This is a genomic window from Anaeromicropila herbilytica (assembly GCF_016591975.1).
Lineage (GTDB): Bacteria > Bacillota > Clostridia > Lachnospirales > Lachnospiraceae > Anaeromicropila > Anaeromicropila herbilytica.
In genome coordinates this window covers 1,302,546-1,323,764 of the sequence record NZ_AP024169.1, presented here as the reverse complement: position 1 = coordinate 1,323,764, position 21,219 = coordinate 1,302,546, and the positions used below count along the sequence as shown (strand labels likewise).

The window sequence follows — 21,219 nt, the reverse complement described above, 5'->3', positions numbered from 1 at the left end:
ATTATTGTCTTAATTCAATTCCAAGCTTTTGTAATCCATTCACAATCTTAGTCATAATATCTGTTACATCCTTATCTTCAAGGGTTCTATCCTTTGCTCTAAAGCTAATGGAATAAGCAACTGACTTATGACCTTCCTTAATCTGAGTACCTTCGTAGATATCAAATAAATGATAACTTTCTAATAATTTACCACTTGATTTACGGATGATTTCTTCCACTTCACCAACCATGATTTCTTTACTCATTACCATACTAATATCACGTGTTACTGCTGGATATTTTGCAATACCTTCATACTTCACATCAAAAGTGGCGAAACTAACAATCGTATCCATATCTAATACTGCCACGTATGCCTTATCACCGATATCATAGTTATCAAGCACTTCTGGATGTACTTCTCCTAGATATCCAACCAAAGTTCCTTCATAATAGATATTTGCTTGTCTTCCTGGGTGAAGGTATGGAATTCCAGCTTTAGGATCGTAAGTGATAAGCTTTGTCATGCCAACTTTCTCAAGTAATTCTTCAACAATACCCTTTAAGTCAAAGAAATCACCTTCGCCATACATTCCAAGAGTTAACTTTGTCTTTTCATCTGGAAGTTCTTCTAATGGTAAGCTCTTTGGAATATATACATTACCAAGTTCGTATAGACGAACATTCTTATTTCTACGATTGAAGTTCGTTGATAACGATCCAAGCATACCGTTAAGAGTTGTTGTTCTCATGATACTGTAATCTTCTCCTAGTGGATTTGCAATTACAATGTTCTTACGTAGCTCATCTTCCTTTGCAATTAACAACTTATCATATACTTTTGGACTTTCAAAGGAATAAGTCATTGCTTCATTGAAACCAAATTGTTCGGCTACATTTCTAGCAACATTTTCAATTCTTAGATTAAATGATAATTTACCTGCAGTCGCTTCTCCTGTTGGTAAAGTTGATGGAATATTAGCATAACCATAGAATCTTGCTACTTCTTCTGCCAAATCAGCTAAACGATATAAATCTTGTCTCCAAGTTGGAACAACAACTTCTTTCGTAGCTTCATCGTATCCTAGGTCTATTCTCTTGAAGTATTCAATCATTTGTGCTTCTTCAATATCAGTTCCAAGCAAGCAATTAATCTTAGCTGCATCAAATGGAACTCTATTTTCTTTCTTCACTACTGGATATTCATCTACATATCCAGATACCACTTCACCAGCTCCAAGCTCAGTAATTAATTGACAAGCACGGTTCATTGCTTCCATTGCATTATTTGGATCAAGTCCTTTTTCAAATTTTGAAGAAGCATCTGTTCTCATACCTAACTTCTTACTAGATATACGAATGTTCGTTCCATCAAAACAAGCAGCTTCTAATAAAACAGTAGTCGCTTCATCTTTAATCTTAGAATTTTCACCACCCATGATACCAGCAATACCAACAGCTTTTTCTCCATCATGAATCATTAGAATAGAAGAATCAAGACTTCTTTCAATGCCATCTAATGTAGTAAATGTTTCGCCATCTCTAGCTGTTTTCACAACAATTTCATTCTTAGCTATTGTTTCCAAATCATATGCATGCATTGGTTGGGCATATTCTTCCATAACATAATTAGTGATATCTACCAAGTTATTAATAGGGCGAATGCCAATTGCAGCAAGTCGTTTTTGCATCCAAGCAGGTGATGGTCCAATCTTTACATTCTTAATCACTTTTGCAATGTAACGAGGGCATAGCTTGGTATCATCAACTTTAACAGAGATGAAATCACTTGCCTTTTCAGAAGTTTCTTTCACAGTTACAACTGGTGGTACATATTTCTTGTTAAATGTAGCTGCTGCTTCTCTTGCGATTCCTAGTACGCTAAAGCAATCCACACGATTTGAAGTAATCTCATATTCGAATACAGCATCTTCAAATCCAAGTGCTTTAATTGCACTGGAACCAATTTCAATGCCATCGTATTCTTTATTATCACTAAAGATATAGATTCCACTCTCAGGTGCGTCCGGATACATTTCTTTCGTTGAACCTAATTCTTCGATAGAACACATCATCCCATGACTTTCAATTCCACGAAGTTTTCCTTTTTTAATCTTAATACCGCCTGCTGGTTTTTCACCATCATGACCGCCAGCAACTCTTCCTCCATCAAGAACAACAGGAACTACATCGCCTTCTTTTACATTAGGTGCACCAGTTACGATTTGTACTGCTTCCTCAGCTGTACTACCAACTTGAACTTGGCATACAATTAATTTATCTGCATCTGGATGTCTCTCTATTTTTAATATTTTACCAACTACGATTTTCTCTAGATTGGCATCTAATCGTTCAAATCCTTCTACTTTGGAACCTGATAATGTCATGGCATCCATATATTCTTTATCTGTAACCTCTAGATCAGGTACATATTCTTTTATCCACGATAATGGTGTTTTCATTTAACCGCCTCCATTTTTTTATAGTCAACTTATTCCTTATACTCTTTGCTTACTAAAATTGCTTTAAGAAACGAGTATCATTTTCGTATAATAATCTCATATCATCAATTTCATATTTTAACAATGCGATACGCTCTAATCCAACACCAAAAGCGAAACCTGAATATTCATTTGGATCAATACCACTCATTTCAAGAACTCTTGGATGTACCATACCACAACCTAAGATCTCAATCCAACCTTCTCCTTTACAGAATCTACAACCTTCTCCACCACACTTAAAGCAAGTAACATCTACTTCTGCACTAGGCTCTGTAAATTGGAAATGATGAGGTCTGAATTTTACTTTTGTATCTTTACCGAATAACTCTCTACAGAATTCTTCTAATGTACCTTTTAAATCAGCAAAGGTAATATTCTTATCAATAACAAGTCCTTCGATTTGATGGAAGGAAGGAGAATGCGTTGCATCTACTTCATCTGAACGATATACCCTTCCTGGTGCAATCATTCTGATTGGAAGCTTTCCTTTTTCCATTTCATGAACTTGAACTGAAGAAGTCTGTGATCTTAATAAAATATTACTATTGATATAGAAAGTATCTTGCTCATCTTTTGCTGGATGGTTTGCTGGAATATTTAAAGCTTCGAAGTTGTAATAATCGTATTCTACTTCTGGTCCTTCCACTACTTCATAACCCATACCAATGAAGATTCTTTCTACTTCTTCTAATGCAATTGTATTAGGATGACGATGTCCCATCATTGGCTTCTTAGCTGGAAGAGTAACATCAATCGTCTCACTCTTGATTTGTTCTTCTCTTTTCTTCTTTTCAAATGCTGTTATTTTCTCTTCTAATTTTGACTCGATAGCTTCTCTTGCTTCATTTACTAATTGACCTACTTTTGGTCTATCCTCTGGAGCTACCTCTTTCATTGATTTTAATACAGAAGTAAGTTCTCCTTTTTTACCTAGAAAAGCAACACGAATCTCGTTTAACTTTTCAAGTTCTTCTGAGCCACTAATTTGTTGTAATGCTTCATCCATGATACTTTTTAATTTTTCTTTCATCGACTTTCTCCTTTCTTAGTAGCGTAAGACTTAAGATTCTGTCTTACTGTTGTTCTTGTTATTCTTCTTATTCAAACTTCAAAGTTTGAATTTTTCTTATCAGATTTGAATTAATTACTTGATGTTCCTAAAAAAAAGCACAAAAAAACCGCCCCATAAAGGGACGGATCTATATTCACCGTGGTACCACCCTAATTCTGATTCGTATAAATACAATCAGCTCTTAGCCTGCGTAACGTGCACATTACGTCATCTCCTACTTAATCTTTCAAAGATGAAGCTCCAGTGGGAAATTCAATAATTATAGGAACTTAAAGAAGCTTACAGCCGGTGACTTCTTCTCTCTGAAAGACAATAATTATCTCTTTGTTTTTACATAAAAAACAACACACTTTCTTCGCTTTTCTTACCATTATTCATCAATTCAAATTGTTAATCTGTCTAATATTCTAACATAATTCCTTTTCATGTCAAGTGCTATTTACTATTTAACATTTAAAATCATTCCAATTCACTGGAGTTATCACCCCATTCTTCCAATCTTCCCTAATGATAGCATAACCAATCGAATCATATCCCTTCCAAGCTTTTCGGTAGTGTGCTTCTTTTACAAAACCACTTTTATGGAACACACATCTCATTCCATAATTATCTTCTCTTGTATTTGCTTCTATTCGATCAATCAAAGGATAGTTATATCTTCATGTTTCTTTCTCTCTTTCTCAGCTTTAGATCTTGGCATCAAACACCATATCCCGCTGTGCTTCCTCTTTCCTTGCTTGAAATCCCACTTTATTATATAAATGAATAGCATGTTCATTGCATTCATCTGCACTCAAAAAAGCTCTATTTGCTCCGTGAACCTTGCCATAGTAAAGAGCTTGCAATAATAATTTATGAGCGATACCTTGTCTTTGATACTTCGGATGTACCGCAATTTCTCGAACCCATAGAATTGGCCCTTTTTCGCTATCATGGGCATAGGTAGATACGCATACAATACCAACAATTTTATTATCCTCTTTATGTATAAGAACTGCTGCATCTTTATTCTCTTGCATAATCTGATGTGCTTCTGTTCCTGTTATCCATTTTTTCATCCATTCTTCTGATTCGCCTTCAAATCCGCGACTCATTCTTCTGCAAGCCAATGTTACATCAGAGGCTTCTCTACATTCCTCTATCGATAAGAATTGAAATGGTTCCTCTGGCTCTAGTATTCCTTCCAATGTTGGGTTAAAATAATCATTCCATACCGCATTTATATGGTACTCTATTCTTTCTAATTCTTCTACCCATTCTACTGGAACAAAAGTTATAATCGCTTTCTCCCTCTTCTTTTCTAATTCTTGAACTAGTACATCCACTTGATTGGCTGCCCAATGATATTCCATTACTTTTTTCTCTGAATCAAATCCATAAAGTAATATCAATTCTTCGTTCCACGATATTATTTCACAATCTGCCGCCTCTTCATAGTCAGTATATAGCATCGAGGTGTATTGATAATTTTCTATTTCCTTCTTTATTTTTTCATAAGTCTCGATATTCACTATATATTCCCCTTCCTATTGCTATATTAATTCATATGATTGTATGTGTACTATTATATCACAAATAATACGAACTAAATATTACCTATATTTTTATAATTATTTTATACTCAACTTACACTACTGGATTGACATTTTTTTCTTGCACTGTTACAATTTTTTCATCATCTTTGATTAATACCAAGTTGAAATCATTATAGTTTAAACAAACACTTAGTAGTGTTGACTATGTAATAAAAGGAGGCGTCTATGGTAAAAGAATGTTTTAACAAGATTGAAGTTCTACATACAAATAGATTAGTTTTAACTGAAGTGAAAGAATCTGATATCAATGAAATATTTAAAATTTTTAGTAATCCAGAAGTAGCAAAATATGATTGGTTTAGACCGATTAATTCTAAAGAAGAAGCAATGAAATTCATTCATCGTTATATGGATGAATATGATAATGAGGAAGAAATTACTTGGGGTATTCGACTGAAAGAAACCAATGAATTAATTGGTATCTGTTGTCTTGGCGATTTCGACGAAGAAGCCAGAAGAGCCGAAATAGGTTATGATTTAGTATCGGATAGATGGAATAGTGGCTTCGCTACCGAAGCACTTGAAGCCATTGTACATTATGGTTTAAAAGTAATGAACTTAAACCGAATTGAAGCTTTCATAACTCCTGGTAATGATGCATCGGTTCGAGTATTAGAAAAGCTTAATTTTACCAGAGAAGGCTTAGTCAGAGAAAGAGATATGATAAAAGGTAAGCTTGAAGACGGCATTATTATGGCAATTCTTCAAAAAGATTTATAAAATAATCATTCAAACAGAAAGGAGGATTAAGATGAATATCATGTTACCTAATCCAGTTAGTAGTAACTCCATGCAATGTCTGAGTTCATGTCAGACGGCGGTCGTTACATGGAGGTAAATGGGTATAATCGCCGTATGAATTCTAACAATTAGACAGACAAACAATTAATAACGTCTGTTCTCAGACTTTGCATCCTTATTTTGAAAAATAATATTTAAGGAGCTTTGTTAGAATGAAATATAGAAATGCAAAAGAGTTATTACCAGAAGAATTATTAGTGGAAATTCAAAAATATGTCAATGGTGAATTATTATATATTCCACAAGGATGTGCTAAGAGAAAAGGATGGGGAGAAACATCTGGTATAAAATCTATGTTATCTTCTCGAAATGCTGTAATTCGCTCAAAAAAGATGAATGGATCTTCTATATCTGAATTGGCATATGAGTACAATCTTTCTTATGATACGATAAAAAAAATTATCTATCGTAAAATATAAAGGGCATTTAAATACTGGGTATTAAAACTGTTTTTATTATTAATTAAATATAATGCTGCTTCAAAGTGATCGAAATAAATGATGTTTTTCTATCTTATAAAAGATTCATTTTGAAGCAGCATTTTTGCATCTATTAATCCTACGAATTCTTCTAGTTACGTTATTCTCATGTAATATAAATATGAGTTCCCCGACAAATGGCCTGTTTCAAAACCTAGCCTGGTAATTTGCACAAAACAGAAAAAGCTTATGCGCCTTTGAATATGTATTAGAAGTTCTTGTTCTCTGATTATTTCGTGTTATTTGTCCTAGCATATGTTTTACACAAAATGATCTGAGAACTAGAACTTCTTATACATATTCAATGAAGCATGAGTTTTTCTGTTTTGTGCAAATTGCCTAGACTTCCTCCCAAACAGGTAAGTTGTCCGGCAACTCATAATATGATTCAAGTTTCAAAAGCCTTTCATAATCATACCATCCGCTTTTTCTAGCAAAGTTGTACCATTTCTCATCATTTTTCTTCATTATTTGAATTTTTATATACTAATCCAATGTCTTTTGACATATAATATAATAATCTTGTTATCTATATCCATTCTTAAGTGCTAAAACTAATAGTTCTTTCGAATAGAATTTTTTTAGAAAGGGTAGCTTTATGATTCGATTAAACAAAATATATTCTACAATAATAAATTTTTTAAATAAAATGAAAGAGGATCATGTATCTGCATATTCCGCAAATGCTACTCTATTTATTATTATTTCCTTCTTTCCTTTTGTTATGTTTTTACTAACATTATTGCAGTTTGTTCCTATGTCAGAAAGTACTATCCTTCATAGCTTTTCTACGGTAGCTCCAATTAAGATAACATCGTTCTTAGTGGTTCTTGTATCGGATATGTATAGTCGTTCTACTACTACTATAATATCAGTTACAGCAATTACAGCATTATGGTCCGCTTCCAAAGGATTTATGGCTTTAATTAAAGGATTGAATTCAGTATATGGAATTGACGAAACAAGAAATTATTTCAAACTGCGTTTTATATCAGCGATATATACTGTTGTATTTGCCTTTATGTTAATCATTACTCTTGTTATCTTAGTATTTGGTAACAGACTCTATATCTGGATTGTCACCAAAGTACCAATGCTTAATAACTTAGCTATTGTAGTAATCAGTTTAAGAACTTTTGTAGGTCTTCTTGTATTAACATTATTCTTTTTATTGTTATATAATGTTATGCCAGATAGGACTTCACGTATCTTAGCAGAACTTCCAGGTGCTGTTATCGCGGCGAGTGGTTGGATGTTATTCTCCTACCTCTTTTCCTACTATATTGATAATATGGGGAACTTTTCCTATATTTATGGTAGCCTTACTGCTGTAGTATTACTTATGCTCTGGTTATATTTTTGTATGTATATCCTGTTCATTGGAGCTGAGATCAATGTATTTTTATTATCCAATCGTAAATATGTTAAATGGATGCAAAATAGATAACATGGTGCAAATTAAACACACAAAAGAATTCATAAGAGAAAGGACAAAAGATTATGAAACTTATGTTACAAATAGGTGTAATATTCTTAATCTGCTTGGTCGGAGAAGGAATCTCATCTATACTACCGATTGCATTTCCTGGAAGTGTAATCGCTATGATTCTATTATTTATCTTGTTACTAACAAAGGTATTACGACCAGATCACATCAAGGAAAAATCAGATTTTCTAGCGAAAAACATGGCATTTTTCTTTATTCCTGCAGGAGTTAGTATTATTAAGTATTATGATGTAATAAGTAAAAGCATCTTACCATTACTAATTGTATGCATTATAACGACGATACTTACATTTGCAGTTACAGCTTATACTGTAACTTTTATCATGAGATTTCTACAGAAAGGAGAGACGAATAATGAATGAACTCACTTCTTCTCCTCTCTTTGGAATCGTTCTATGTATCTTTACATTTGAACTTGGAATATATATTAATAAAAAAGTAAAAACACCAATAGCAAATCCTTTATTAATAGCAATTGCTTTTGTTATTGTTATATTAAAAGCATTCCATATACCACTTGATAAATTTAATGTAGGTGGCGATATCATTGCAATGTTTTTAGGACCTGCAACAGCTGTGCTTGCACTTTCTATTTATAATCAGATTGATATATTAAAAAAGAATTTTATACCAATCTTCATTGGTTGTCTCGTTGGAGCAATAACCTCCATGACAAGTTCTTATTTACTAAGCAAAGCATTCCGTCTTGATGAAGTAATTGCACGCTCCATGATTCCTAAGTCTGTTACTACTCCAATCGCAATGGAGGTATCAAAGAGTTTATCTGGAATTGTACCCGTTACCGTCGCAGTTGTTATCGTTACAGGAATTATAGGCTGCGTATTTTCACCTTTACTTATTAAATTATTTCGTATTAAAGACCCTGTTGCAAAGGGTGTAGCAATAGGCGCAAGTTCTCATGCTCTTGGAACTTCAAAAGCTATTGAACTTGGAGAAATCGAAGGTGCTATGAGTGGAATCGCTATTGGAATCTCGGGATTAATTACTGTATTTTTATCTATGCTAATTTAAATATATTTATTTTATTGAATGCTAATGTTATACATATAATTTTCCGAAATTATCATAATTGAAACTTTTATGTTCTATTTTATCATTTGAAAATTTCAATTATGGTAATTACTATACTTTTAGCTTTAATTTATCAGTATAATACTATGCTGATAGTTTAAATATCAAATTAAATAAAAAAGCATGACTCATTCCATCAAAATTGGATTTAAGTCATGCTTTTTTATTTATGTTTTTTTATTTCATTCTAAACATGTCGTTAGATTTCATCTTTTACTTTTTATAAATATTAGCTAATTTCGTCCCTGCATAATAGATAGATAATATATCCTTATAATTTTTACCATCATCAGTTAAAGCTTTCACTCCATTCTGACTCATACCAACGCCGTGACCATATCCGCCACCATGGAATGTAAAATAATTGCCCCCATTCTTAGCTGAACGATCAACAACAAAAAATGCACTTGGTAACATCGTTAAATTACTTACTTTGGAGCCATCTTGACGTGATATGGTATCATAGATTGGTGCAAGTATGGTTCTAATATTATATTCCGTCAGAATCTTAACCGTATTTTTGCTGCCTTCTATAATTAATTCCGTTATGATTCCACCTGTTCCTCTCGATTCTACTTGAATCTTTTGTACCTCACCAATTGTATCAATTGGTATGCTTTTATAGGTGGATTGATCTTTACTAGTAACTAATGTCTTAATTAGATTAGGATTCGCAATATATCTTGAAGCTAATGTACTATCAATCGACTTTTTAAGGTTTTCTGCACTGATGGTTACATTCCATCGATACCATGGAAATTTTTTATCATATGTTTTTATCTTATTACTAAGGATAAAATCTCGGAACTTTTTCTCATCTGTTAAATCTAGATCTTCTTTCTTATTACTTTGAAAGCTTCCCATAAGATACTTTAATTCACCGCTCGTACCCCATACGTCTCTTGCACTCGTTGTATATCCACACGATGTTGAGAAATAATATGCAAGAATAATGGAATTATTGTATTCTAATACATTTCCATAAGTATCCTTGACTGCAAGGATTGATTCCTTCGTTTCTGGATAATTATTATATACTTGATAAGAGGAGCTATCATCAACATGCGCTCCATAATCACTTCTTGAATTATTCATTAATTGATTGACCGCATAACTTCTTGCACAGATTGCCTGTACTTTTAATGCTTCTGTGCCATAATCATTTGGCATCTCGCTTGGTACAACTGCATATAAATATTCCTCTAATGGCAATTCATTTATTAATGTCAACCCTTCGTCATAAGCCTTAATCTCCATACTACCTCTGTATTGTGGATGTCCGCTGCTTCTTGTAATGGAAAGGATGGTTATCTTACTATTTTCCTTATTCGGATCAATAACTAATCTTCCATCTTTTAAGAATTTACTATTCGATTTAATTGTAATAACCTTGCCTGCTTTATATGTCTTTTTATTTTTACCATACTTAATTGTAAATGTGCTATTTACTTTAAATTTGATGTCTTTGTGAAAAATATCTTGATAATTACTTGTTTTAATAAGTACACGAATTGTTTTTGCATTAATACTTTCTTTAATTAATACTGCACATATCTTACCATTTGTAATTACAAAATCAGCATTTTTATAACCAACTAAAATGCTATTCGTTTGTTCCATGGCTAAATCACCATATAATTTATAAATTTTATAATTATCTTCAAAATGAACCTTTCCGTAATCTTCGAGTTCTACATAATCCTTTGTTGCAGTTATTACCTTGCTCTTTATCGTATCTGGTTTTATCTTGACTTTTACCACTTTTTTATCTTGGATTACTAAATCGCCAACTACCTTTTTCACATCCTCAGATAATTCATTCTGCGCATAAAAGGTTTTCTCATATCCATTAATAAAAGCTGAGATTTTCTTATCCTTACTTGATAATATGTATACATTATTTAATGATATTTCGCCGCCTACTTGATCTTTCATACATACAATCTCATCTCCAGAAGTATATACTTCAATTGTGTTATCTTCGTATTCTTTAAAATCGTACCCCTTTGAAGAATAGATCTTATCTTCTCCAACTACGGAAGGCTCCGATAGATTCGCTAATGTTTTGTCTGTTCCTACTACATAAAGTTTCGTTACAACAACTTCTGAACTTTGTTTTAAGAATTCCTTAGAATCATCATTTGCTGTCTTTTGACTTAGAACTTTCATTTCATTTAATAACGTATCATAAACGGATAACCATTCTGATTTTAGTATTGGATTCTGTGGCTTCTTTTCATCCATTTTAAATCCTAAATGATCTGTAATATCCGTAATATTCAGTTTTGAATCCGCAACCTTTGCATTCATAACAACAACGAAGTCTTCCATGACTTTCTTTGTATCTTCATAGGTAAGCCATTCCATCGGACGAAATACCTTGTCTTCTTTCATAATACCAACACTATATATTGCATTAATATATTCATCGTACCAATCATTCATTGTGGTATCGTTATATGATATTTCCCTATTAAGGTTGCTACAATCCACTTCTGAATAGAACAAAAAACTCATCATCTTCGCCATCTGAGCTCTTGTGATTTGATCGCCATTCATTGATATTGTTACTTCCTTTTGTTTGTTATCCTCCCCTTTTGTAATTTCTTTTTTACTATTTAATTGCATCATTACAGTCCTGGTAAAGATCCCAATGATTATAATAAAGCATATCATTAGTAATATCAGTTTTTTCTTCATACCCTTTCCCCCCAGTTATGGTGGTATTACCCTTTATAATATGTCCCAAAAATTATCCCATACACCATTGTATTATGTCAACAGATAATATATGAATAAAGATTTCTGATTCGAAATATAAAAAGCCTTATTATAGTTTACTGAGTGTATATCGCTGTATAAGTATAAATTTAGGCTACCTTTCCTTCTAGTAACATATTTTTTTCAAGCCTCAGAGCAAGGTAAAATACTCACTTATGTTCCTATTTTACCTTTGAGTCTTGACAAAATATAAACGTTATCCTCAGCCGGACTACGCCAAAATTTATAATTATACAACGATATACACAATTTACATATTGAAAGGCTTTAATACGCTTATGATTTTAGATAACAAAGAAAACTCAACTTTATAGCAGATATTTCTTTCACTGTTATAAGTTGAGTTTTCTTACACTTTTAATGCATATATGTTTTTTCTTTTGTTTTTATTAATCCTATTTTGCTAATTTCTTCACAGCAGTTACGAAATCTTCTACTGTTCTCTTCGTTGTTAAAAATAATTCAGAACCATTACTGTTGATTCTATAGTAGTTATTATCATATGGCAAGAAGTTAACTTGAACTTTCTTATTTTTATTATCTGTTGTTGTAATCGTTACTGATACTGCTGGTGTGTTATCGGTTACCTTTTTCGTGATTTCTGCTTCATTGGTTAAACCAACAAATCCAGAATAAGTAGCTTTGAATTCTGATTCTCCTACTTTTTTTCCATCACAATAGTAAGTATATTGATCTTGTTCTTTGGCGTCTTTATCCGTTTTCTTTGATTTTTTGACACTGAGAGTATAAGTTTCATTACCAGCTTTTACTACCATCTTATCCACTGTGTAGATACTTGTTAAGTTAACATTTTTCGTAATATAATCTAGTGGTTTTACTTTTAACATATTATTTACAGTATCCGAACTCATTGTATATACCGTATTGGAATCACTTGATTTTACATAGTAATTACCATCTTTATCTTTGTTTCCAATAAGTAGCTTATATTCATGGTTCGTACGCTTTTGGGTATCTTTATTATCATTTGAACTACTAGTGTCTGATGATGTTGCTGTATTATCAGTAGATGTAGATGTATTACTACTAGAAGAACTATCCGCATTTGCTGTATTCTCATCATAGTACTTAATATCAATAACAGAATTTGGTTTATCTAAGCCATACTTGCCTAGATCTTTTGCATTATATTCTGTGCATTCAGTAAATGATAAGCTAGCATAATTTGCAAAATATTTACTTAGTGCATTCGTATTAGCAGACACTTTTACTGGATATGGCTTTGTCATTGTCCATTTATAGTAATCTGTTTGATCGTTAGCTTTTTCCTCATTATATACTACTTCAAAGTCGTCAGCCCTCTTATTATCGATGGACAACTTTGTTATGTAATCTGCTGTAATAGTTGGAGGATTCTCTATCGCTATCATTTGTTTGTCTGTATGAGCGAAATTAGTATAAATTGCAGAATCTACAGTATAGACATCTTTATCATCATTTAGACTCACATAATATTTCTCTCCGGTTACAAGCTTTGAGCCAACGTTAATCTTAGTTGAAGTTCCATCCTTCTTCGTAACCGTAATCTGAACTGTTGGCTTATCTAGACCATATTCAGATAGATTATTCATATCCTTTCCTACCAAACGATCAGAGGTTAATGAAGTTACAGAACTTAACATACTACTAACATTAGATTGGTTAATTGGATAACTCTTATCCTTTTCATTTACCCACACATCTTTTTCTTTGACTAAAGATAATCCGCCTGTCTCGTTGGTATAAGCAATTTTTGTTATATCTTCTGCCTTATTATTTAAAAGAGTAAGATTCGTACTCTCAGTCTCTTTCTTCTTTGATTCTTTTTGATTATTTATTTTCACTACTGCAACATATGCTACTAATGTAAGGATCATGGCAAGGGTAAGAAACAAAAGGGAACGATTCTTCTTTTTCTTCTTAGCCATTATTTTTTCCTCCTTCTAAGTGTAACTACAATACCAGTTCCAAGGAACATAAGAGGAATGATAAATACTGCAATAGTTCCCCAAGTATTTGCCTCGGTACTAGTTAAGGTAACATGTTTCTCTTCTAAGCTACGTACTGGTATGGATAGATTATTTTGTTTATCTGTCAAGTAGTTAACCGTACTAATAAATAAATCTGAATTGCCAAGTTGATCATATTGAGTCATTTTATCATCAATTAGATAAGAAGAAGCATAAATAACTACTTTTGACTCTTTATTATTATATTTATCTGTTGCTAATACTCCTAAATTAAAAGGTCCAGATATATCATTATCCTCTTTCTGATAAGATGATGAGTTCATATCTACCTTTGAAAATGCACTATCAGAAGTTGTAAGTAGTTTATCAATAGTTAATGTACTACGTAATGTATCCACTTGTTGAAGTCCTTTAGCGGCTGGAACCACAACAGCTTTATTATCATCAGATATGCTCTTTGTAATATCATGACTTTCAATTGTTGGAATTAGGTATGCTGGATTACCGGACATATAATTATTACTATCACCTTCAATAACAACACCATCACAGAGTTTTACGCCATAATATTCAAGCAAATCACTAAAGTTTGGCATACTTTCTTTTGTATAGTCCGCTAGAATAATTGCTTTTCCGCCTTTCTCTAGATATGCTTTTACTTTCTCAACTTCTTCCTTAGTAAAATCATATATAGGTCCGTTAATCACCAATAAAGAGCAATCTTCTGGTACTGCATCTTTTGATAGAAGTTTTAATGTACTAATGGATACATTTTGTTTCTTTAGTGCATTTGTAATGGTTGTTCCAAGTTCTGCTTCATTGTGGCCCTCTAGAGTGTAGATCTTAGGTAAGTCCGTGCTTGTAACATATTGAATAGCAGATGTAATCTGACCTTCTACGTCCACACCAGTCACCTGTGGATTATAAGAAGAATCATAAGTATATTGAAGCATATCGCTATATTTTACATATTTATATGCCTTTGTCTTGTTATTAACTACAATCACACTCTTATCTGCTACATCATCTGATGTATATGCTGATGTGAATGTTGGATAAAGTACAGGATCTTTCGTCTCTACTTTAATCTTACTTGATAAAGTTTTATACTTATCAACGATTTCTTTCACTTGATCTTTTTGACTATTTTCTCCCGCAATATAATATATTGTCACATCATCTTTAATATTTTTGACAAGGTTCTTTGTTGTCTTTGTTAATGTAAATATTGAATTACTGCTAAGATCTACTTTTAGATCCAATTCACCCGCAATCAGATTAAAGATTAATACAATTGCAATAACTACTGCTGATATCATGGTACTGTATGCACCACTTCTAAATTTCCTACTTGTAAAGGAATCTTTAATCTTTATAGAAAGTTTCTTCTTATTTTTCTTTTCCGTAGAATCATTTGTACGCTCTTCAAGTATTTCTCTAGAAATTTCCTCCAAAGCATCTTGTTCACTCTTTATACTTTCATTGTTTGACGACTCTTCTAATGTTGATGTATTAGCAATTGAATCATTAGAATGATTCGTCTCATTCACATCTTCACCAGAAAGTTCTTTTTGGCTATCTTCTATATCTTCATATTTCTTATCCATGATATTTCCTCCATTCTTTCCGCTTTTCCTATTACTCTCTTAGCTCCATCTTCGTTTCTTAATTGCTTGAACAGTTAAGACTAAGAATAGAATAATTAACGTGATATAATAAATGATGGAAGTTAAATCCAGAATTCCCAGTGAAAAATTATCATATCGATCAATTACAGAGAACCATTTAAAAAACTTCACAACAGATCCATCAAAGAAGGAAGGTTTTACAAAATATACTACTGCTAATGCACATTCTCCTATAATACCAAGACCTATGGATAAAGTAATATTATGCATCATAAAATAAGTTACCAAACAAACGATAAAAAAAAGAACGCTGAAAATAATCCATGCGGAACAATTATCAGATGGTAGCATACCTGCAATACCTGTCATTAAATAAGTTAATAATACTACGATAAAGCATACAACTGCTGCAACAACCTGATTTTCAGTTAATGTTGATATAAATAATCCAATGGATAGGTAAGCTCCTCCAAGCATTGTAAATCCTAATATTCCTGCATATGCAAGTTTTAGATCTACGGTACCATATTTGGTTAGAATAATTGGATATATTAATGTAATTACCATTGCTATTACAAACACTGTTAATACAGCTAAATATTTACCTATAATAATCTTCTCTTCTGATAAGGGTGAAGTAAACAATAGCTGATCTGTCTTTTGCCTTTTTTCTTCTGCCATTAATCTCATAGTCAGAATAGGTATTAATACAATAAATAGGAAAGAAATACTAGATAATACATATTCAAAATTAGCATAACCATTACTTAAGTTATAAACATAAAAATAGATTCCGATAACCACTAAGAATAGAGAGATAAATACATATCCTACCATAGATGTAAAATAGGATTTTAACTCTTTTTTATAAATCGCTAGCATTTTTTAGTCCTCCCTTATCATTTTTACCTGTTAATTCAAGGAAAATATTTTCTAATGACATCTTTGTTGAATGCATATCATAAATTGGGCATTTTGCTTCACTTAACGCATAGAATACAGCCTCTCGTATATCTTCATGCTCTTTACTATATACGGTAAGTGATACCGTATTAGCTTCCTCACTATCTTCATAATGAATCTTTGTAACTTTTGGAATACTTGAAATCACGTCATATACTGTGTCCTTGTTTCCTTTGACTGTTAGGAATAATCCATTTGCCCCTTCCATGTGATTTGAAAGGTTTTCAGGCGTATCTGTAACAACTAGTTTACCTTTATTAATAATCATGACTATATCACATACTGCACTAATTTCTGACAAGATATGTGAACTTAAAATTACCGTATGCTTTTTGCTTAATGTTTTAATTAAATCTCTTATCTCAATGATTTGTTTTGGATCAAGACCTACGGTTGGTTCATCAAGAATAATTACTTCGGGATATCCCATAATTGCTTGTGCGAGCCCAACACGTTGCTTGTAACCTTTTGATAAATGTTTGATTAATCGTTCTGAAACGTCTTTAATCTGTATTAGTTTCATGATATCCTCAATCATTTTTTCCTGTTCATTTTTCTTAACATTCTTGATATCTGCGACGAATTTTAAATATTCCCTTACCGTCATGTCCGGATATAGTGGTGGTATTTCTGGAAGATATCCAATCGATTTTTTTGCCTCTTCTGGTTCATCAAAAATATCATGTCCATCAATAATGACATTTCCTTCTGTGGCAGAAATATAACCAGTTAACATATTCATCGTTGTTGATTTACCAGCACCATTTGGTCCTAAAAAGCCTAAAATTTGTCCTTTCTCAACGGTAAAGCTCAGATGATCCACCGCTAAGTGATTTCCGTATTTTTTTACTAAATCTTTTACTTCAATCAAGATAACGCCTCCCTTAATATTCTCGCTGCTATGTTATAGGAACTTTGTAAGTAGCTCCCAAGTCAAGCCTAACCAAAATATTACTACCAGATTGCGAAAATTTTGTGAACAAATCCATATTTTACATCATTTCACAATTTTTTCACAACTTCGCTTGTAGTCAACGGTTCATTCAGAATATCTCCTAGGAATTAGACACACTAGCTCCCTTCAGTCGCCTTTGGTAACATATAAAATCAGTGTGGTAAAATAAAAAATAATCGTAAATTACTGTCTACATTCTACAGTAACCTACGATTATATGTTTTATTATTTATTAAAAAATTTACACTAGAACATTTATCCTCTTTAGCCAATTACATGACTCATGTCATACATTCCAGGTTCTTTACCTGCTAAAAACTTAGCTGCTTGAATAGCTCCCTTTGCAAAGATTGCCTTTGAATAAGCAGTATGCTTAAATTCAATAACCTCATCCGTACCAGCAAAGATTACTTCATGCTCTCCAACAATTGTTCCGCCACGAACTGCACTTATTCCAATTTCTTTTTTTTCTCTTTTTGCAAGTTCCTTTGAACGATCATATTGATAAGCATATTCATTATTAAGAACCTCATTTATTGAATCAGCTAGAGCAAGCGCTGTACCAGAAGGTGCATCTAATTTCTGATTATGATGTTTTTCCACAATCTCAATGTCAAAGCCCCCATCTACTAGTACCTGAGTTGCAGCTTGTAATAATTTCATTAGTGTATTAATTCCTAATGACATATTAGCAGATTTTAATACAGCTACATTCTTGCTTGTTTCCTGTGCTAATATAATTTGTTCTTCACTTAATCCGGTTGTACATAGGACTATAGGCGTTTTCTTTTCATTTGCATAATCTATCAAATCATCAAATCCTTTTGATGATGCAAAATCAATGATAACATCCGCGGATATATTACATTCCTTAAGACTCGTAAATACAGGGTAATCATTTTTGATAGCATGGTTAATATCGATACCTGCAACGATTTTTGCATTTTCATCTTCTTTTAATAACTCAGTAATAACTTGGCCCATTTTACCATTGCAACCGCGCATTATAATCTTTGTCATATGGTTTACTCCTTATTTTGAACTATTTGGTGAATTCGTATAACTTCAAGTATGAGCGTTTTACCAATTAAAAACACCTACTCATATAATAACACAAAATTATGATATGACACCAAATTTTTTCATTTCATTATACAGAATCTGTGCATGACCCTCTTCCATTTCAGTTAATGGTTTTCTTAACGTTCCAACTTCATATCCTAATAGATTCATGGCCTTTTTCACAGGAATCGGATTTACTTCACTGAATAAAGCATTAATTAATGGAAGTGCTTTTATTTGTAAGTCTAAACTACCTTTATGGTCACCTTTAAAGAATCTCTCACAGATATCATGTGTTTCTTTTGGTGCTACATTTGACAATACAGATATAACCCCTTGTCCACCTAACGATAGAATCGGAACAATTTGATCATCATTTCCCGAATAAATATCCATTCTTCCTTCTACCTTTTGGACAATACTTACTACTTGTGAGATATCTCCACTTGCTTCTTTTATTGCCACAATATTATCTACGTCTTTGGCTAATATTGCTGCTGTATCAGGTGTGATATTGCATCCAGTTCTACTTGGTACATTATACAATATGATAGGTAGATCCACTTCTTTCGCAATATCTGTAAAGTGAGTAATCAATCCCTTTTGAGTTGCTTTATTATAATATGGCGTAACTACTAACAAACCATCTGCACCATATTTCATGGCTTCTGTCGATAAATAGATTGCTGTCTCTGTACAATTAGAACCAGTTCCCGCTATTACTGGTATTCTTCCTTTAGCACGTAAGATTGCTACCCTAATACACTCCAAGTGTTCTTCATGTGTTAGTGTTGAAGCTTCTCCGGTTGTTCCGCATATTACCAAACTATCTGTACCATTTTCAATTTGATAATCAACTAACTTCTCTAATTTTTCATAATCTACTTCCATATTTTCTTTAAATGGTGTAATCAACGCCACACCTGCACCTTTAAATATAGCCATATAAAGCACCTCCAATTAATTTGATTGTATTAACCATAATTATTTACAGTGAATACAATTTAATACGTGACTTTTCAGTTATATATGACTGATTTCTAAGTCGCCAGAGGCGACAATTGTAAGCTATTATTAAAGAATGAAATATAGTTTATAATTCCAAAAAATAAAAAAGTCGACAAATAGTCGACTCCTAAAGAATACCATAAAAAAACATGAATTAAATTCTTTAGGTAGCACTCCATCAGTCATTGATGACAGTTATATGGCTCTTAACCATATACCCAGGTATAATATCTCAGCAATATTAAACCTTCGGCACCATTTCCTTTTGAATGTATTCATCTATGCCTGAACATATCCTACAATCTACTGATAAAGAGTGCGCCTCTACCAAAAATATATCAATTGCATTAATCTTAACATTAGTATAATTCTTTGTCAAGACTAAGCATCTGTATCTTTTATTTGTTCTTTTTCTAGTATTTTATTGTTTTATTGGTTCAATTTTTGAGATAAGATCAACATAGTTCACCAATTCATCGGGCATATTTTGACCAGTAAGAACTAATTTACTATAATCATCTTTTAATTCGATTAGCTTAATAATATCCTCTAACGTTATAATTCCATAATCAACAAGTCCGAGTACTTCGTCAAGTACAAGTACATCACATTCGCCTGTATCTATTACTTTTCGAGCAAAATTAAAACCATTTAATATATTTTTCTTTTCTTCAATTCTTTCTTCATCAGATAAGTCACAATAAAATTCATGCGCTTTCTCGAATCGAAATAATTTAATGTCTGGTTCTAATTTATTCAAAAAACAAAATTCCTCAGCATCTTTCCCTTTTAAAAATTGTATAATAATAACTTCTTGACCAAGGCTTGCTGCTCGAATACACTGCCCAACTGCTGCTGTAGTTTTACCTTTACCTTGACCATAATATACTTGTACTACTTTTTTACTCATGTTTTCACCTCAAAGTATGCTATCCATTTCATATGAAATGCTTATGATTTATTCATTATTCTCTCTAAATTATATAGAATAATAATAAATTATTTGTAACACTATAAGATTTCACTTATATCGGCAATTTTATCATAATTTTTTTGAAAAAGCTATTATTTTCTAAAACCATAAATTGTATAGCACTATTTAAATAAATAGCGCTATACAATAATGATGAAATGTCCAAAACTTCGTAAATTGTTAGACATTACTTGATTCAATTGAATAGATTCCCTTATTCTTCAATATACTCTAATTTACTTACAGATACTTCATAAGCTACACGTTTTTCGAAGTCAGCATCCGTTACTTTTTTCTGATATTCGCGGCTTTGGATTCTTCCCCATACTTGAATATGACCGCCCACAGTAAAACTTTCTGCAAATCTAGCATTTCTTCCCCAACAAATGCATGGAATATAATCCGATTTACCATATGGTCTATTTACTGCTAGCAGAATATCTGCTATCTCTCTTCCAAGTGGAGTCTTCCTATAGATTGGTTGTTTACAGATGTATCCGTCTAAGAATATATAATTAGGTTTTGAACTTTCATAATCCTCATCACATACGGTTACTTCTCTAACAAAAACAGATAATACTAATCTATTTTTATTATCCTCATGTCTGTTGTAAGAGCGGAATTGACCTGTAACTTCAATATTCTTGCCTTTATAATCCTTCTTAATATCCATGAGCCTTTCTGAAACCATTAGCGGTATGATGTCATAAGAATTACTTAGTCTATTCACCGATACCTCCAAAATATAAAATCCTTCACCGAACACGTCGTGACTGAATATAAAGTCACCCACAACCTCTCCCGCAATACTTACTTGATTATTATCAAATACTTTATCTGTCATATAG

18 protein-coding genes, 1 riboswitch and 1 other annotated feature are annotated in these 21,219 nt (G+C 32.3%); of the genes, 5 read left to right on the top strand and 13 right to left on the bottom strand.

The window, feature by feature from the left end; genetic code table 11:
* Window position 1: 1 nt before the first annotated feature.
* The 4 genes from pheT to bsdtb5_RS05775 all read right to left on the bottom strand — a co-directional run bounded on the left by pheT (window position 2) and on the right by bsdtb5_RS05775 (window position 5,068).
* Window positions 2-2,443, bottom strand: coding sequence for a phenylalanine--tRNA ligase subunit beta (pheT, locus tag bsdtb5_RS05790; protein WP_271715087.1), 2,442 nt, complete (start codon window positions 2,441-2,443; stop codon window positions 2-4).
* A gap of 52 nt (window positions 2,444-2,495) precedes the next feature.
* Complete coding sequence (pheS, locus tag bsdtb5_RS05785; protein ID WP_271715086.1) at window positions 2,496-3,515, bottom strand: phenylalanine--tRNA ligase subunit alpha; 1,020 nt, start codon at window positions 3,513-3,515, stop codon at window positions 2,496-2,498.
* Between the two features lie 156 nt (window positions 3,516-3,671).
* Window positions 3,672-3,897: a binding site (T-box leader), on the bottom strand.
* Window positions 3,898-4,003: 106 nt separating this feature from the next.
* Window positions 4,004-4,201, bottom strand: a complete 198-nt coding sequence (locus bsdtb5_RS05780; RefSeq protein ID WP_271715085.1) for a GNAT family N-acetyltransferase — start codon at window positions 4,199-4,201, stop codon at window positions 4,004-4,006.
* Window positions 4,202-4,243: 42 nt separating this feature from the next.
* Window positions 4,244-5,068 (bottom strand): GNAT family N-acetyltransferase, encoded by an 825-nt coding sequence (locus bsdtb5_RS05775; RefSeq protein ID WP_271715084.1) that lies wholly within the window; start codon window positions 5,066-5,068, stop codon window positions 4,244-4,246.
* A 249-nt stretch (window positions 5,069-5,317) separates the two neighbouring features.
* Here bsdtb5_RS05775 and bsdtb5_RS05770 point away from each other — a divergent pair, with 249 nt between their 5' ends.
* From bsdtb5_RS05770 to bsdtb5_RS05750, 5 genes are all read left to right on the top strand, one after another.
* Window positions 5,318-5,872 carry a GNAT family N-acetyltransferase gene (locus bsdtb5_RS05770; RefSeq protein WP_271715083.1) on the top strand — a complete coding sequence of 185 codons (555 nt, stop codon included), beginning with the start codon at window positions 5,318-5,320 and terminating at the stop codon, window positions 5,870-5,872.
* A gap of 233 nt (window positions 5,873-6,105) precedes the next feature.
* A complete protein-coding gene (locus tag bsdtb5_RS05765) occupies window positions 6,106-6,372 on the top strand; it encodes a CD3324 family protein (RefSeq protein WP_271715082.1) in 267 nt (88 codons plus the stop codon).
* A 658-nt stretch (window positions 6,373-7,030) separates the two neighbouring features.
* A complete protein-coding gene (locus tag bsdtb5_RS05760; protein ID WP_271715081.1) occupies window positions 7,031-7,879 on the top strand; it encodes a YihY/virulence factor BrkB family protein in 849 nt (282 codons plus the stop codon).
* A 53-nt stretch (window positions 7,880-7,932) separates the two neighbouring features.
* A complete protein-coding gene (locus bsdtb5_RS05755; protein WP_271715080.1) occupies window positions 7,933-8,301 on the top strand; it encodes a CidA/LrgA family protein in 369 nt (122 codons plus the stop codon).
* Complete coding sequence (locus tag bsdtb5_RS05750) at window positions 8,294-8,971, top strand: LrgB family protein (protein WP_271715079.1); 678 nt, start codon at window positions 8,294-8,296, stop codon at window positions 8,969-8,971. The genes bsdtb5_RS05755 and bsdtb5_RS05750 overlap by 8 nt, the downstream gene beginning before the upstream one ends.
* 273 nt (window positions 8,972-9,244) lie before the next feature.
* Here bsdtb5_RS05750 and bsdtb5_RS05745 read toward each other — a convergent pair whose 3' ends face one another.
* The 9 genes from bsdtb5_RS05745 to bsdtb5_RS05705 form a co-directional block, all read right to left on the bottom strand.
* Window positions 9,245-11,731 (bottom strand): SpoIID/LytB domain-containing protein, encoded by a 2,487-nt coding sequence (locus tag bsdtb5_RS05745; RefSeq protein WP_271715078.1) that lies wholly within the window; start codon window positions 11,729-11,731, stop codon window positions 9,245-9,247.
* A 476-nt stretch (window positions 11,732-12,207) separates the two neighbouring features.
* Window positions 12,208-13,740: a DUF4340 domain-containing protein gene (locus tag bsdtb5_RS05740; protein WP_271715077.1), complete on the bottom strand. Its 1,533-nt coding sequence runs from the start codon at window positions 13,738-13,740 to the stop codon at window positions 12,208-12,210.
* Window positions 13,740-15,389: a GldG family protein gene (locus bsdtb5_RS05735; protein WP_271715076.1), complete on the bottom strand. Its 1,650-nt coding sequence runs from the start codon at window positions 15,387-15,389 to the stop codon at window positions 13,740-13,742. The genes bsdtb5_RS05740 and bsdtb5_RS05735 overlap by 1 nt, the downstream gene beginning before the upstream one ends.
* A 39-nt stretch (window positions 15,390-15,428) precedes the next feature.
* Window positions 15,429-16,292: an ABC transporter permease subunit gene (locus bsdtb5_RS05730; RefSeq protein ID WP_271715075.1), complete on the bottom strand. Its 864-nt coding sequence runs from the start codon at window positions 16,290-16,292 to the stop codon at window positions 15,429-15,431.
* Window positions 16,276-17,244: an ABC transporter ATP-binding protein gene (locus bsdtb5_RS05725; RefSeq protein ID WP_271715074.1), complete on the bottom strand. Its 969-nt coding sequence runs from the start codon at window positions 17,242-17,244 to the stop codon at window positions 16,276-16,278. The genes bsdtb5_RS05730 and bsdtb5_RS05725 overlap by 17 nt, the downstream gene beginning before the upstream one ends.
* 348 nt (window positions 17,245-17,592) lie before the next feature.
* Window positions 17,593-18,348, bottom strand: coding sequence for a 4-hydroxy-tetrahydrodipicolinate reductase (gene dapB, locus bsdtb5_RS05720; protein WP_271715073.1), 756 nt, complete (start codon window positions 18,346-18,348; stop codon window positions 17,593-17,595).
* Window positions 18,349-18,447: 99 nt separating this feature from the next.
* Entirely contained in the window at window positions 18,448-19,335 is an 888-nt protein-coding gene (gene dapA, locus bsdtb5_RS05715; RefSeq protein ID WP_271715072.1) for a 4-hydroxy-tetrahydrodipicolinate synthase, read from the bottom strand.
* A 223-nt stretch (window positions 19,336-19,558) separates the two neighbouring features.
* Window positions 19,559-19,733: riboswitch (Lysine riboswitch) on the bottom strand.
* A gap of 86 nt (window positions 19,734-19,819) precedes the next feature.
* Window positions 19,820-20,308 carry a cob(I)yrinic acid a,c-diamide adenosyltransferase gene (locus bsdtb5_RS05710; RefSeq protein ID WP_271715071.1) on the bottom strand — a complete coding sequence of 163 codons (489 nt, stop codon included), beginning with the start codon at window positions 20,306-20,308 and terminating at the stop codon, window positions 19,820-19,822.
* A gap of 277 nt (window positions 20,309-20,585) precedes the next feature.
* Window positions 20,586-21,215 (bottom strand): single-stranded DNA-binding protein, encoded by a 630-nt coding sequence (locus bsdtb5_RS05705; protein ID WP_271715070.1) that lies wholly within the window; start codon window positions 21,213-21,215, stop codon window positions 20,586-20,588.
* Window positions 21,216-21,219 lie beyond the last annotated feature (4 nt).

Bases quoted from the DNA above. Each gene is read 5' to 3' on its own strand.
- dapB (WP_271715073.1), bottom strand. From the start codon at position 18,348: ATGACAAAGATTATAATGCGCGGTTGCAATGGTAAAATGGGCCAAGTT.
- bsdtb5_RS05755 (WP_271715080.1), top strand. From the start codon at position 7,933: ATGAAACTTATGTTACAAATAGGTGTAATATTCTTAATCTGCTTGGTC.
- bsdtb5_RS05745 (WP_271715078.1), bottom strand. From the start codon at position 11,731: ATGAAGAAAAAACTGATATTACTAATGATATGCTTTATTATAATCATT.
- bsdtb5_RS05735 (WP_271715076.1), bottom strand. From the start codon at position 15,389: ATGGATAAGAAATATGAAGATATAGAAGATAGCCAAAAAGAACTTTCT.
- pheS (WP_271715086.1), bottom strand. From the start codon at position 3,515: ATGAAAGAAAAATTAAAAAGTATCATGGATGAAGCATTACAACAAATT.
- bsdtb5_RS05730 (WP_271715075.1), bottom strand. From the start codon at position 16,292: ATGCTAGCGATTTATAAAAAAGAGTTAAAATCCTATTTTACATCTATG.
- pheT (WP_271715087.1), bottom strand. From the start codon at position 2,443: ATGAAAACACCATTATCGTGGATAAAAGAATATGTACCTGATCTAGAG.
- bsdtb5_RS05770 (WP_271715083.1), top strand. From the start codon at position 5,318: ATGGTAAAAGAATGTTTTAACAAGATTGAAGTTCTACATACAAATAGA.
- bsdtb5_RS05740 (WP_271715077.1), bottom strand. From the start codon at position 13,740: ATGGCTAAGAAGAAAAAGAAGAATCGTTCCCTTTTGTTTCTTACCCTT.
- bsdtb5_RS05705 (WP_271715070.1), bottom strand. From the start codon at position 21,215: ATGACAGATAAAGTATTTGATAATAATCAAGTAAGTATTGCGGGAGAG.
- bsdtb5_RS05710 (WP_271715071.1), bottom strand. From the start codon at position 20,308: ATGAGTAAAAAAGTAGTACAAGTATATTATGGTCAAGGTAAAGGTAAA.
- bsdtb5_RS05760 (WP_271715081.1), top strand. From the start codon at position 7,031: ATGATTCGATTAAACAAAATATATTCTACAATAATAAATTTTTTAAAT.
- bsdtb5_RS05750 (WP_271715079.1), top strand. From the start codon at position 8,294: ATGAATGAACTCACTTCTTCTCCTCTCTTTGGAATCGTTCTATGTATC.
- bsdtb5_RS05765 (WP_271715082.1), top strand. From the start codon at position 6,106: ATGAAATATAGAAATGCAAAAGAGTTATTACCAGAAGAATTATTAGTG.
- dapA (WP_271715072.1), bottom strand. From the start codon at position 19,335: ATGGCTATATTTAAAGGTGCAGGTGTGGCGTTGATTACACCATTTAAA.